This is a genomic window from Dactylosporangium sp. CA-092794, assembly GCF_050948465.1.
Lineage (GTDB): Bacteria > Actinomycetota > Actinomycetes > Mycobacteriales > Micromonosporaceae > Dactylosporangium.
This window is the reverse complement of sequence record NZ_CP192044.1, coordinates 8,510,667-8,524,111: the sequence shown is the minus strand read 5'-3', so window position 1 is coordinate 8,524,111 and position 13,445 is coordinate 8,510,667. Positions and strand designations below refer to the sequence as shown.

At 73.4% G+C, this 13,445-nt stretch carries 12 protein-coding genes; 5 read left to right on the top strand and 7 right to left on the bottom strand.

Annotated elements, in window-relative coordinates; all coding sequences use genetic code 11:
* The first annotated feature begins 21 nt into the window (after positions 1–21).
* From ACQPXD_RS36585 to ACQPXD_RS36565, 5 genes are read left to right on the top strand one after another with little or no spacing between them, the layout of a single operon-like run.
* Entirely contained in the window at positions 22–1,230 is a 1,209-nt protein-coding gene (locus ACQPXD_RS36585) for an amidohydrolase family protein (RefSeq protein WP_432826192.1), read from the top strand.
* An 8-nt stretch (positions 1,231–1,238) separates the two neighbouring features.
* Positions 1,239–2,063, top strand: a complete 825-nt coding sequence (locus ACQPXD_RS36580; RefSeq protein WP_432826190.1) for a carbon-nitrogen hydrolase family protein — start codon at positions 1,239–1,241, stop codon at positions 2,061–2,063.
* Positions 2,060–2,440, top strand: a complete 381-nt coding sequence (locus tag ACQPXD_RS36575) for a carboxymuconolactone decarboxylase family protein (RefSeq protein WP_432826188.1) — start codon at positions 2,060–2,062, stop codon at positions 2,438–2,440. The genes ACQPXD_RS36580 and ACQPXD_RS36575 overlap by 4 nt, the downstream gene beginning before the upstream one ends.
* 54 nt (positions 2,441–2,494) lie before the next feature.
* Positions 2,495–3,316 carry an IclR family transcriptional regulator gene (locus ACQPXD_RS36570; RefSeq protein ID WP_432826186.1) on the top strand — a complete coding sequence of 274 codons (822 nt, stop codon included), beginning with the start codon at positions 2,495–2,497 and terminating at the stop codon, positions 3,314–3,316.
* A gap of 25 nt (positions 3,317–3,341) precedes the next feature.
* Positions 3,342–4,157: an aspartate/glutamate racemase family protein gene (locus ACQPXD_RS36565; protein WP_432826184.1), complete on the top strand. Its 816-nt coding sequence runs from the start codon at positions 3,342–3,344 to the stop codon at positions 4,155–4,157.
* On the opposite strand, the gene ACQPXD_RS36560 is transcribed toward ACQPXD_RS36565, so the two are convergent.
* Genes ACQPXD_RS36560 through ACQPXD_RS36530 form a run of 7 tightly spaced genes read right to left on the bottom strand, consistent with a single transcriptional unit; the run spans position 4,154 to position 13,262 of the window.
* Positions 4,154–5,131: an ABC transporter ATP-binding protein gene (locus tag ACQPXD_RS36560; RefSeq protein WP_432826182.1), complete on the bottom strand. Its 978-nt coding sequence runs from the start codon at positions 5,129–5,131 to the stop codon at positions 4,154–4,156. The genes ACQPXD_RS36565 and ACQPXD_RS36560 overlap by 4 nt on opposite strands.
* The gene (locus ACQPXD_RS36555; protein WP_432826180.1) at positions 5,128–6,129 is read right to left on the bottom strand and encodes an ABC transporter ATP-binding protein; all 1,002 of its coding nucleotides are present in this window, start codon (positions 6,127–6,129) and stop codon (positions 5,128–5,130) included. The genes ACQPXD_RS36560 and ACQPXD_RS36555 overlap by 4 nt, the downstream gene beginning before the upstream one ends.
* Before the next feature lie 24 nt (positions 6,130–6,153).
* The gene (locus ACQPXD_RS36550; protein ID WP_432826178.1) at positions 6,154–7,068 is read right to left on the bottom strand and encodes an ABC transporter permease; all 915 of its coding nucleotides are present in this window, start codon (positions 7,066–7,068) and stop codon (positions 6,154–6,156) included.
* 13 nt (positions 7,069–7,081) lie between these two features.
* Entirely contained in the window at positions 7,082–8,059 is a 978-nt protein-coding gene (locus ACQPXD_RS36545) for an ABC transporter permease (protein WP_432826176.1), read from the bottom strand.
* 6 nt (positions 8,060–8,065) lie between these two features.
* Positions 8,066–9,769, bottom strand: a complete 1,704-nt coding sequence (locus tag ACQPXD_RS36540; protein ID WP_432826174.1) for a hydantoinase B/oxoprolinase family protein — start codon at positions 9,767–9,769, stop codon at positions 8,066–8,068.
* Positions 9,766–11,805: a hydantoinase/oxoprolinase family protein gene (locus tag ACQPXD_RS36535; RefSeq protein WP_432826172.1), complete on the bottom strand. Its 2,040-nt coding sequence runs from the start codon at positions 11,803–11,805 to the stop codon at positions 9,766–9,768. The genes ACQPXD_RS36540 and ACQPXD_RS36535 overlap by 4 nt, the downstream gene beginning before the upstream one ends.
* A 47-nt stretch (positions 11,806–11,852) precedes the next feature.
* Positions 11,853–13,262, bottom strand: a complete 1,410-nt coding sequence (locus ACQPXD_RS36530) for an ABC transporter substrate-binding protein (RefSeq protein ID WP_432826170.1) — start codon at positions 13,260–13,262, stop codon at positions 11,853–11,855.
* Positions 13,263–13,445: the final 183 nt, after the last annotated feature.

The window sequence follows — 13,445 nt, the reverse complement described above, 5'->3', positions numbered from 1 at the left end:
ACCCGGAAAGGACCCGCCACGATGAGGATCGTCAACGCCCGCGTGCTCGACCTGGACACCGACCAGGCGAGCCCGCCCACGACCATCACGATCGGCGACGGCGTGATCGAGTCCATCGGTCCCGACGACGCCCCGGCGGCCGCCGGCGACGTCGACGCCGCCGGCGGCTACGTGCTGCCCGGCCTGGTCAACAGCCACGAGCACCTGAGCCTCAAGGGCCGGCTGCTCGATCCCGACGGCGAGCAGTACTACGACGTCTACCGCGCCCCGGCCGAGCGGCAACTGCTCCACTGCGCCCGCAGCCTGCTGGTCTCGCTGGGCCGCGGCATCACCACCGTCCGCGACGCCGGGGCGGCGTGGATGGTCAATCTCGCCGCCCGCGACGCGGTGCGCGCCGGCGTGCTGCCGGGCCCGCGCGTCTACACCTGCGGCCAGGTGCTCTCGATCCCGTTCGAGGGCACGATGGTGAAGACGGCCGGCATGACGGTCGACGCCGCCGGGGTCGACGGCGTGATCGAGACCGTCGACGGACTCGTCAAGCAGGGCGTCGATTTCATCAAGCTCAAGGGGCACCGGCGCGACTTCTCCGACCCCAACCGCAACAACTACTTCAGCGACGAGGAGATCATCACGGCCGGGCGGGAGGCGCACCGGCACGGACTGCGGTTCGCGCTGCACGCCTGGCACTGCCACGTCGTGACGGCGGCGCTGGAGGCCGGCGTCGTCGACTCGATCGAACACGGAAACCCGCTGCACGAGCGGCCGGAGATCCTGGAGAAGATGGCCGCCGACGGGGTCATCCTCGTGCCCAACGTGGTCAGCTGGGCGCCCGGCCCGGAGGCCCGCTGGTCGCGCTACCCCGACATGGCCGGCATCGCCCTCGAACGCGTCTGGGACACCGTGCGGCTGGCGATCGAGGCCGGCGTGACCCTCGCCGCCGGCACCGACCTGCACAACGACGAGCTGCATACCGAGCTGCAGGCGTACGTGCGGCTCGGCCTCACCCCGACCGAGGCGCTCAAGACGGCGACGGTCAACGGCGCCAAGCTGCTCGGCCTCGACGGCGAGCTGGGCACCGTGGCGCCGGGCAAGCTCGCCGACCTGGTCGTGCTCGACCGCGACCCCCGCGCCGACCTCACCGCCATCGCCACCCCGGTCACCGTCGTGTCGCGCGGCGTCGCCCACGACGGCGCGCAGCTGCGCCGCCTCGTCGCGCCGGCCCGCCCGTGATCGGTTCCATGATCGGGGAGCTGGTTCAGACCAGGCCCGATGCCGGCGGCCTCGAGGCGGTGCTCGGCCACCTCGAGGCCGGCGGCGCGGGCCCGCGCCTGGTCGTGTTCCCGGAGCTCGCCCTCACCGGGTTCCCGGTCGACGGGGCCGTGCCGGCCCACCGGGTCGGCGACAGCGAGGCGCTCGCGCGCGTCGAGGCCGCGGCACGTCGCCACGGCGCGCACGCGGTCGTCGGCTTCGCCGAGGAGAATCCCGGCGGCCGCCCGTACAACAGCGCCGCGCTCTTCGGGCCCGCCGGGCTGGTCGGTGTCGTGCGCAAGCGCCACCTGCCCGGCCGGGAGCGCGAGTGGTTCAGCCCGGGCGGCGCACCGGCCGTCTTCGTCACCGACCTCGCCACCATCGGGGTCGCGATCTGCTACGACGCCTGGTTCCCGGAGTACGTCAAGGCGCAGGCGCTGGCCGGCGCCGAGATCATCGTGAACATCAACTCGATCTGGGCCGGCGGCCGCGACGGCGGCATCGGCGACGGCCCGGTCAAGCGCCGCTACTGGGCGACCGTGCCGGCCGCCCGCGCCCTGGACACCCAGACCTACGTGCTGGCGTGCAACGGTTTCGGCACGCACGACTTCGGTGGCGCCGCCGGCGTGTGGCGGCGGCTCGGCCGCAGCCGGATCGTCGACCCGCTCGGCCGCGTCCTGGCAACGGCGCCGGCCGACGGTCCCGCGGTCCTGCGCGCACGCCTCGGCGCCGCCAAGCTCGATCGGGCCCGGCGGGGCATCGCCCTGCTGACCGACTCACTGGACGACCACGAGAGGAACGAGGATCAGGCATGACCACGGAGATGACCGAGGAGGGCCGGGAGCTGCTGGCGATCATGCGAGAGCAGCGCGGCGGCCGCACGATGGCGATGCACGAGATCCTCGCCGCCCGGGACCCCGCCTTCCTGCTCGGCTACCACCACATCTTCAACGCGGCGCAGTCCGACGCCCAGGGCCTGCCCGCCTGGGTCCGCGAGCTGCTGGTGATGGCGCTCGACCTGGCCGTCGGCGTGAACCCCAACGTGGTGCGGGCGCACGCCCGCAAGGCCGTCAGTCTCGGCGCGACGGAGGCCCAGGTGCTCGGGGCGATCGAGCTCGCCGCCCTGGTCATGGCCGGCCGGGCGCTGTCCTTTCTGCCGTCGATCTTCGAGCCCGAGCAGTCCCCGGCATGACGGGGCCGATACGATGCTCCGGCTCCATCCGCCACGAGCCCGCTCAGGAGCAGCATGACCGAGACCAACGCCGTGGGGACCCCGGCGCGGACCCGCCGCGGCGCCGACGGTGCGGGCGCCGAGCCGCCGGCACCGGCCGAACGGCAGACCATCGGCTCCCTGGAGCGGGGCGTCGAGGTGCTGCTGCTGTTCACCCGGGTATCGGGCGACCTGGGGGTGACCGAGGTGGCGGCCCACCTCGACATGCCCAAGACGGTCGTGCACCGGATCCTGACCACGCTGCGCACGAGCGGGCTGATCGACTTCGACCCGGGCACCCGCCGCTACACGCTCGGCCCGGCCGCCCTCGCGCTGGGCAACGCCTATCTCGAGCGGATCGACCTGCGCGAGTTCGCGCTGGAGCCGATGCGGCGGCTGGTCGAGCGCACCAACGAGACGGCCACCCTCTCCATCCGCTCGGGCCCCGCCCGCATCTACCTCAGCCAGGCGGTTCCCGACCGCGAGGTGCGCATGACGGTACCGCTGGCGCAGCCCTTCCCGCTGCACGTCGGCGGCTCGTCGAAGGTCTTCCTCGCCTTCGCACCGGCCCAGGAGCGCAACGACTACCTGGCCGCGCTGACCGGCGTGGACCTCGCCGTCCTGCGCCGGGAGCTGGCCGAGATCACCCAGCGCGGCTACGCGGTCTCGTTCGGGGAGCGCCAGGAGGGAGCGGGTTCGGTGGCCGCGCCGGTCTTCAGCGCGGACGGCAGCCTTGCCGGAGTGATGAGCGTCTGCGGCCCCGCCGAGCGGCTGCGGCCCGTGGTGGGCCAGGCATCGGCGCTGCTGCTGATGGAGACGGCGGCGTTGTCGCGGCGGCTGGGCTTTCCGGTTCGCTGAACCGGCACCGGCCCGGGGACGCGACATGAGGATCTGGTTCCAGAAGCACACCGTCGCCGGCCGCAGTCCGTGGCTCGACCGCGCCTACGAACGGCACGCCCGCGACCTCGGCCCCGATGTCGAGGTCGGTTTCCACACGCTGCCGCCCGAGGCGTACCCGTCGAGGATGCCGGCGGACCTCGTCCGCTACGGGCAGGTCGAGGTGCTGTTCTCCTGGTACTTCGCCGACCGCGCGATCGCCGCCGAGCGGGCCGGCTACGACGCCTACGTGATCGGCACCAGCCAGGATCCCGGCCTGGGCGCGGCGCGCAGCCTCGTCAGCATCCCCGTGCTCGGCTACGGGCAGGTCGCCTTCGAGTTCCTGCGCTCGCAAGGACTGCGCTTCGGCGTCGTGGGGTTCGTGCCGGCCCTGGAGGAGATCCTCCGGGCGAACCTGGCCGCGTACGGCTGCGCCGAGCTCTGCGTCGGGTTCCGCTACGTGCCCGAGGGCCGGCAGCTGGTCGAGGCGGGCGCGCCCGAGGAGGCGGCCGCGGACGTGCGCGCGAAGATGGAGCTCGCGGCGCAGTCGCTCGCCCGGGCCGGTGCGCAGACGATCGTGCCGGGTGAGGGCATCCCCAACGAGCTGTACTGCGCGCAGGGCGTGCGGACCTTCGCCGGCCTGCCGTTCCTGGACGCCGACGCACTGGTGCTGGCCACCGCCGCGATGCACGCCCGGACCCGCGCGCTGGGCGTGTGGCACCGCGACGTGCCCGGCTATCACACGGATCGCGCGCCGGCGGGCGAGATCGACCGGCTGCGGGCGATCTTCGGGCCGGCCGTCACCCGCCGCGATCCGGATTAGGCGGCGGGATCCAGCTCGTCGACGCGATGGCAGGCGGCCCGGTGCTCCCCGCCGACCGCCCGCAGCGCCGGCGTCGCCGTGCACACGGCGGCGGCGTACGCGCACCGGGGCGCGAAGGCGCAGCCCGCTTCCGGCCGGCCACCGGTGGGCACCTCGCCGGTGGCCACCGCGGCCGGGCCCGCGGCCGCCGGCGCGAGCAGTGGGTCGGCGGCGGTGGCGGAGCCGACGAGCATCCGGGTGTAGGGGTGGCGGGGCCGGTTGTAGATCTCCTCGGTCGGCCCCTCCTCGACGATCCGGCCGAGATACATCACCGCCATCCGCTGGCTGAGGTGGCGGGCGATGTCGATCTCGTGCGTGATGAGCATGGACGTCAGGTCGAACTCGCGCTGCATGTCCAGCAGCAGGTTGATGATGCGCCCCTTGGTCGTGAGGTCGACGCTCGACGTCGGCTCGTCGAGCAGCAGTACCGACGGCTCGGTGGCCAGCGCCCGGGCCACCACCACCCGCTGCAGCTCGCCGACGCTCATCCCGACCGGCAGCCGGCGCAGGTAGTCGGGGGACAGGCCGACCTGCTCCAGCAGGGTCGCCGCGCGGCGCTCGCGGTCGTGCCGGCCGGTGCCGATGCGGTGCACGCGCAGCGGCTGGGTGAGCGCGTGCATGATGGAGCGGCTGCGGTTGAGCGACGACAGCGGGTTCTGCGGCACGAGCTGGACCGCCCGGCGATGCCGCCGCAGCGCGCGCCGGTCGCTGATGTCGACGTCCCCGACGAGGATCCGTCCGGCGGTGGCCTGGTAGATGCCCGCGATGGTACGCACGAGCGTGGACTTTCCGCAGCCGCTCTCGCCGACCAGGGCAAGGGTCTGTCCACGATCGACGGTCAGCGACACGTCGTCGACCGCGCGGACGCCGCCGGATCTGGCCGAACCGCCGTGGAACGTCTTCGACAGTCCCTCGATCCGCAACCGCTGGCTCACCGTGCTTCTCCTTCGCCGTCCTGGTAGAGGTGGCAGGCCACCAGCCCGCCGGCCGCCGCTCGCAGCGGCGGCGCCGTCGTCCGGCAGGTCTCGACGGCGATGGCGCAGCGCGGCGCGAAGGAGCACCCGTGCCGCTGCTCGGGCAAGCTGGTGACGCTGCCCTCCAGCACCGGCATCGGCTCGCGCGGCCGGTGGCGCCCGGGGATGGAGTCGAGCAGTGCCCGGGTGTAGGGGTGGCGGGGCCGGCGGAAGACGGACGCGACGTCGCCCTCCTCGACCATCTCCCCGGCGTACATGACGTACACCCGGTCGCAGAGCTGCGCGACCGCCCTCAGGTCGTGGCTGACGAAGACGATGGCGAGGCCGAGCTCGTCGCGCAGCGTCCGCATGAGCCGCAGGATCTGCCCGGCCACCGTCGGGTCCAGCGTGGTCGTCGGTTCGTCGGCGAAGAGCAGCCGCGGCCGGGCGCCCACCGCCGCCAGCGCGATGAGCAGCCGCTGCAGCTGCCCGCCGGAGAACTGGTGGGGGTAGTCGTCGAGGCGCCCGGCTACGCCGTCGAGGCCGACCCGGTGCAGCATCTCGGCGATCACCCGGTCCGCCTCCGCCCGGTCGACGCCCCGGTGGTGGCGCAGGTACCGCCGCAGCTGGCCGCGCACCCGGGCGACCGGGCTCAGCGAGGTCATCGGCCGCTGCGGCACCAGGCCGATCTCGTGGCCGCGCACCGCGCGCAGCCGCGCGTCGCCCGCCCGGCGCAGGTCCTCGCCGGCGAACACCACCCGGCCCGAGACGACCTCGGCGTTGGGCGGCAGCAGGCCGAGCACCGACATGAGCGCGGTGCTCTTGCCGCTGCCGGACTCGCCGACGATGCCGACCACCTCGCCGGGGCCGACCGCGAACGACACGCCGCGCACGGCGGTGCGGGTGCGGCCGTCGCGGCGGTAGGTCGTCCGCAGGGAGTCGACCTCCAGCAGCGGGCCGGCGGGCAGACTCGGGTCCATCTGTGCCATCCTTCGTCCTCGGGCTCAGTCGCGCAGCTGGGGTGAGAGCCAGTCGGTCAGTGCGTCGCCGACGAGGTTGAGCCCGACGATGACGGCCATGAGCACGGCGCCGGGCAGCACCGAGTACCACCAGGCGCCGAGCAGCACGTAGTTGCGGGCGTCGTGCAGCAGGTTGCCCAGCGTGGGCTCGGGCGCCTGCACGCCCAGGCCGAGGAAGCTCAGCGCGGCCTCGGCGAAGATCGCCACCGCCATCCACAGGAACGCCTGCACCAGCACGGGTGGCAGCACGTTGATGGACATCTCGCCGAAGATGATCCGGGTCCGGGAGACGCCGATGACCCGCAGCGAGTCGGCGTAGTCCTCCTCCCGCTCCACCATGGTCGCCGCGCGCGCCACCCGGGCGAACTTCGGCAGCGTCGTGATCGCGATGACGACGACCACCTGGACGGCGACCGGCATGTGCACGCCGAGGATCGCCCCGCCGCTGCCACGGCTGAGCCCGAGAAAGACCACGCCGAGGATGAACAGCGGCAGCGCCATGATGACGTCCAGGCACCGCATGATCACCTCGTCGACCCAGGTGCGCGCGAAGTAGCCGGCCACCATCCCCAGCGGCATCGCGACCGCCAGGCCGAGCACGACGCTGGCCAGCGCGACCGCCAGGGACAGCCGCGCGCCGGCGGCGGTGCGCGCGAAGATGTCGCGGCCCAGCTGGTCGGTGCCGAAGAGGTGCCCGAGGCTCGGGCCCCGCAGGATGTCGTCGCCCTGGTGCAGAGGATCGTCGCCCAGCAGCGGCCCGGCCACACAGATCGCCACGTAGACGACGATCAGGGCCACGCCAATGCGCGACGACCAGGTCGCGAGGACCACCCGGCCCGGGACGCGGATCCACCCCGCCAGGCGCGCCGCCGTCCCGGCGGATGCCGTTGTGCTCACCATGCCGACCTCCTGCCTACAGGTCCCGGACCGACAGCCGCTGCCGGTAGAGCTCGCGAAGCTTCGGGTTGATCACCGCGTAGAGCACGTCGACGATCAGGTTGAGCAGCACGCAGAAGACGGCGACGAAGAGCGTGCAGCCGATGGCCACCGGGAAGTCCTGCTTGGCGAAGGAGTCGACCATCAGCTGGCCGATCCCGGGGATGGTGAACACCACCTCCACGATCACCGTGCCGCCGATCAGGTAGGCCAGCGCGAGCCCGATGACCGTGGCGGTGGGGATGATCGCGTTGGGCAGGGCCACCCGCCCGTTGACCTCCCGGGCCGGCAGCGACATCACCCGCGCGAAGACCACGTAGTCGCGGCCGAGGGCGTCGAGCATGGACACCCGCAGCGTCCGGGCGATCATGGCGACGTACGGCAGCGCCAGCACGAAGACCGGCAGCACCGCGTGGGTGAGGTTGTCCCAGGGGTTCTGGGTCAGTGGTACCCACCCGCCCGTCGGCAGCACGCCCGGCACGTACAGCCCGAACAGGAACAGCAGCAGCAGAGCGAGCCAGAAACCCGGGATCGAGAAGCTCACCAGCGTGCCCACCCGCAGCACCGAGTCCAGCCGCGAGCCGTAGCGGGCACCCGAGAACCGGCCGAGCGCGATGCCGATCGGGGTGGCGATGACCAGCGCCAGGATCGCGAGCTCGAGGGTGGCCGGCGCGCGCTGGAGCACCTCCGTGAGCACGTCGCGACCGGTGAAGATCGACGTGCCGAGGTCGCCGGTCATCGCGTGGGTCAGGTACGCCCAGTAGCGCTCGCCCAGCGATCCGTCGAGTCCCATCTGGGCCCGGACGGCGGCGACGTCCTCCTCGGTGGCGTACTGCCCGGCATAGATGCGGGCCGGGTCGCCGGGCGCGAAGTCGACCAGCACGAAGACGAGCGTCGCCACCGCGAGGAGCACGACGAGCGAGCCGGCGACCCGGCGCAGAACATATCCGGCCATCGGCCGCTACCCTTCGTTCCCTGACGCCGGGGAGCGGCGGTGATAGACCGCCTCCGCCCGGGCCGCGCTGATGTAGCCGTCGCGCACGTCGGCGGCGACCGCCGCCGGGTGGCGCCGGGTGGGGTCGCCGTAACCGCCGCCGCCGGGCGAGCACAGCGTCACGCCGTCGCCGGGCAGCAGCCGCGCCTGGCGGACCTTGCCGTTCTCGATCGGCTCCGCCCGGCCGCCGCGGCGCAGCCAGGCGGTCAGCCCGTGTGCCGAGGTGCCGCCGTGCACGCCGAACGGGACGAACGTGACCCGGTCGCCGATCAGCCCGACGGTCACCGACGGGTCCAGCGACGTGAGCTCGTAGGTGTTGCCCAGGCCGCCCCGGTGCTCGCCGTCGCCCGCGGAGTCCGGGGTCAGCTCGATGCGCTCGAAGCGGACCGGGAAGCGACGCTCCATCGCCTCCACGGTCGGGTACTTCGCCGTGCCGTGCGGAGGCGGGGCGTTGACCAGCCCGTCATCGTGGGGGAGCGCACCCATCCCGCCGGCCGCCGGCAGCGGGATCGCCGTGTGCGCGCCGTCACGCCCGGTCGCGGCCAGCGACATCACGGCCGACGTGCCGAACCAGTCGGCCGGGACCAGCTCCGGCACGCACGCGCCGAGGGCGCCGAGCACCACCGTGATGACCCGCGACGCGCAGTCGAGATAGCCGCCGACCGGCGCCGGGCGGGTGGCGTTGAGGAAGCTGTGCTCGTCGATGACGAACTCGAAGGGCTCCAGAGCGCCGCCGTTGACCGGCACGTCGGGGAAGACATGCTTGATCGCGATGAACGCGGCGGCGGCCGTCGTGTCGCGGCCGAGGTTCATCGGGCCGCGGGCGGGCGGCGCCGAGCCGGTGAAGTCGAGGGTCATCCGGCTGCCCGCGACCCGCAGGCTCAGCCGTAGCCGCATCGGCCCGCCGCCCGCGCCGTCGTCGTCGAGATGGTCGCAGAAGGTGTACTCCCCGTCGGGCAGCCCCGCGATGATCTCGCGCATGCGGCCCGCCGCCCGGGAGCGCAGCTGCGCGATCGCGGCGCGCACGGTGGCGGCGCCGTAGCGGGCCAGCAGCTCGTCCATGCGGCGCCGGCCGACGCGCAGCGCGTTGAGCATCGCCTCCAGGTCGGCCGCCTGGTTCTGGGGCGAGCGGATGTTGGCGAAGATGAGCGCGGCGACGTCCGGGCGCTCCTGCCCGGCGCGGTAGAGCAGCACCGGCGGGATGCGCAGCCCCTCCGCGTAGCATTCGGTCGCGTCGGCCACCACGGAGCCGGGCATGCTGCCGCCGACGTCCAGCCAGTGGCCGCTGGTGGCCAGCCAGCAGAACAGCTCGCCGTCGGCGTGGTAGGGGGCGAGCAGCTTGACGTCCGGCGCGTGGGTGCCGCCCGCGTACGGATCGTTGAAGATGTAGACGTCGCCGTCGCGCAGGCCGGCCGGCTCGCCCCGCTCGCGCAGCAGCCGGATCGTGTGCCCGACGGCGTACTGCATGCCCGCCACGAAGATCGGCATGCTTTCGGGCCCCTGGGCGATGGTGGCGCCGTCGGCCGCGTCGTAGAGACCGGAGGCCCGGTCGTCCATCTCCGAGATGACGGGGGAGAAGGCCGAGCGGACCAGCGTCGTGTCCATCTCGGTGGCGACCTGCTGCAACGCCGCGCGCAGCACCGCGAGGGTGGTGGGGTCGATCTCGGTCACGGCCGCGGCTCCGCGCCGGCGGCCCGGACGACGAGGTTCTCCTGCGCGTCGACCTCGGCCAGGTACCCCTCCTCGATGAAGACCGCGGCGTCGTCGCTCACCACGGTGAGCGGTCCGATGAGCACGTCGCCGGCGCCGATGTCGTCGCGGTGGCGGGGTGCCGGCGCACCGGCCCTCGCGTCCGCACCGGTACCGGTCGCGCTCCGGTGCGGGCCCGGCGGGCGGCCGGTGCGGGCGCCGATGCCGTGCCGGGCGATCAGCGTGGAGCGCACGGTGACGATCTCGGCCGTCCCGCCGGCCAGCGTGCGCCCGTAGCGGTGCGTGTAGGCCGCCTCGAACCGCCGCTGTACCCCGGCCATGTCGACCGGCCGGTCGAGCGTCACGCGCAGGTGGTGGGACTGCCCGCGGTAGCGCAGGTCCGCTTCGACGACGATCTCGGCGTCGACCGTGGGCAGCCCCGCGCCGGCGAGCCGCGCCCGCAGGGCCGCCTCCTGCTCGGCGAGCGTGCGCCGCAGGTCCGCCAGCCGGGCGGCGGAGCCCAGCTCGGCCACGACCGCCGGCCACGACTGGCTCGTCTCGTATCGCAGATCGGCCACGACACAGCCCAGGGCGCTGACCAGCCCGGGGCGGCGGGGCACCAGCGCGGTGCGCATGCCGGTTTCCCGCAGCAGCGCGCACGCGTGCAGCCCGCCGCCCCCGCCGAAGGCGACGAGCGCGAACTCGCGCGGATCGTGGCCGCGGGCGGTGAGCACCGACCGGATCGCGTTCGCCATGGTCGCGGTCGCCACGGTCATGATCGCCCGGGCCGCCTCCTGGACGGACAGGCCGAGTTCCTGTGCCACCGGCCGCACGGCCGTGGCCGCGCGACCGGCGTCCAGGCGCGTCTGCCGGCCGGTGCCGAACGGCGCGGCCGGGTCGATGCGGCCGAGCAGCAGCGCCGCGTCGGTGACCGTCGGGGCCGTGCCGCCGTGCCCGTAGCAGGCCGGGCCCGGGTCGGCGCCGGCCGATTCCGGTCCCACCGTCAGGACCCCGAGCTCGTCGACGCGGGCGATGCTCCCCCCGCCCGCGCCGACGGCGACGACGTCCAATGTGGACGTGACCAGCGGCAGCCGGAAGTCCAGCCGGGCGTCGTTGACGTAGCGCGCCTCGCCGTCGACGATCACCGACACGTCGGTGCTGGTGCCACCGACGTCGCAGGTGACCAGGTTGGCCAGGCCCGCGCGCCGGGCGATCGCCGCCGCCGCGACCACCCCCGCCACCGGCCCCGACCGGGCGGTGCCGATGGCCAGCGCCCGGGTCTGCTCGATCGAGGCGACGCCGCCGCTGGACTGCATGACCAGGACGGACCCCTCGTGGCCCGCCGCGGCGAGCCGGTCGGTGAGCCGGCCGAGGTAGTCGCCGACCACCGGCTGGAGATATCCGTTGGCGGCGGCGGTCGCGAACCGCACGAACTCGCCCGCCTCGGCGTAGACGTCGGCCGAGCCCGTGACGTAGCGCGGCTCGGGCCAGAACTCCCGCAGCGCGGCGACGGCCAGCCGCTCGTGCCCGGGGTTGACGTCGGAGTGCAGGAAGCACACGACGACCGCGGCCACGCCGGCGGCCAGCAGCTCGCGGCCGGCGGCGCGGACCTCGTCGGGGTCGAGCGGCACGAGCACGCTGCCGTCGTGGTTCAGCCGCTCGCGCACGGTGAGCCGGTCGCGCCGCGCGACGATGGGCCGGTGCGCGCCATCGAAGCCGTAGATCCGCGGCCGGTCCCGGCGGCCCAGCTCCAGCACATCGCGGAACCCTTGCGTGGTGATGATGCCGCACCGGGCGCCCGTTCGGGAGATGATCGCGTTGGTGGCGATCGTCGTGCTGTGGACGAGCAGCGTCCGTGCGTCCCCCTCGGTGCGGATCTGCCGCACGGCCGCCTCGATGGCCCGCGCCGGGTCGTCCGGCGTGGACGGCACCTTCGCCACGGTCGTGCCGTGCTCGTCGTCGACCAGCACGGCGTCGGTGAACGTCCCCCCGACGTCGATGCCGATGATGCGACCCACATGATCCCCTTTCCGGGCGCGCCGGTGGCCGGCGCCGCGGCGTTCGGCTAGCGGAGGCTGGCCTTCGACAGGTCGAAGGCGTTGATGCGGTACGCCGCCGGGTCCAGCCCGGTCAGCTCCTTGCGGTGGCCGATCAGGAACGACGGGTAGACCGGCGGGATGTAGGCGGCCTTGGTGGCGAGCATGTCGCTCCACTTGGCGTAGAGCTTGATCCGCTCGGTGGCGTCCGCGGTGACCTCCGCCTGCTTGGCGATGGCCGTGGACTCCTCGTCGATGAACGACGTCGAGTTCGACGTGCTGTCGGCCATCAGCGAGCCGACGCTGCCGTCGATGCTGCGCCCCTGCCCGGTGCCGGCCATCTCGAAGGCGATCTTGAAGCCCCACGGGCCGCCCTTGGCGGTGGAGGTCAGCCAGTCGCCCTGCTGGAGGAACTGCAGCTCGGCGACGAGGCCGACCTCCGCCCAGTCGGCCTTGAGCACCGCGCCGACGTCGCGCAGCACGCTGTCGTCCTGCGCCACCCAGGTGAAGTTGATCTGCTTGCCCTGGTAGCCGGCCGCGGCGAGCAGCGACCGGGCCCGGTCCAGGTCGGGGTTCTCGCCGTAGACCTTGGTGATGTACTCCCAGCCCTCGTGCCCGGGGCCGATCGGACCCTGCCCGATCTCGGCCCGCCCGCCGAACACCACGTCGCGCATCCGCTTGCGGTTGATGGCGAACGCCAGTGCCTGGCGGACCCGCTCGTCGCGCAGGGCCGGGTGGGCGCAGTTGGGGCGCATGGTGATGAGCACCGGCGCCGCCGCTTCGGCGAGCACCAGGTTGCCGTCCGAGGAGATGCGCGGTGCGTCGATGGTGGTGACCGCGGGGTAGACGGTGGAGCTGCCCTGGACCAGGTTGACCAGGCGGGCGCCGGACTCCGGCACGAACCGGTAGACGATGCCGGAGATCTTCGGCGCCCCGTCGCGGTAGTCGGTGTTGGCGGTCAGCTTGACGTCCACGCCGGGCTGGTGCGACTGGAGCTTGTAGGGGCCAGTCCCCATCATCGCGTCGTCGCGGTCGAGGTACTTGCGGTGGATGATCGGGATGAGCGCGAGCTTCGAGGGCAGCAGCGCCCACTTGTTCTTGAAGGTGAAGCGCACGGTGGTCGCGTCGACCGCCTCGGCCTTGACCAGCGGGGCCAGGTGGAAGACCCACACCTTGCCCTTCACGTTGCCGGCGTTGATGGTCGCCGCCACGTCCTCGGCGGTCAGCTCGTCGCCGTTGTGGAACTTGATCCCGGGGCGGATCTTCACCTCGGTGGTGAGGTCGTCGATGACCTTCGGCTGTCCGTCGGCGAGGCGCGGGATCAGCGCCGTCGAGGAGGGGTCCAGGTCGTAGAGGCGCTCCTGCACGTGGCGGTTGATCCAGCAGATGTACTGGTTGTTGATCGTGAGCCCGTTGAGCGTGGACGGCTCCAGAGCCATGTCCACAGTGGCCACGCCGCCGGAGGCGGGTGCGGCGTCCTTGCCGGAGCACCCGGCGAGCGTCAGCGCGCCGAGCGCCAGGCCGCCGGCGCCGCCCTTGAGCAGGCCGCGGCGGGTTAAGCGGTAGTGGCCGGCTTCGCGGATCGGGCCGAATCCATCCATATGACTGCCCTCGAATCTGTC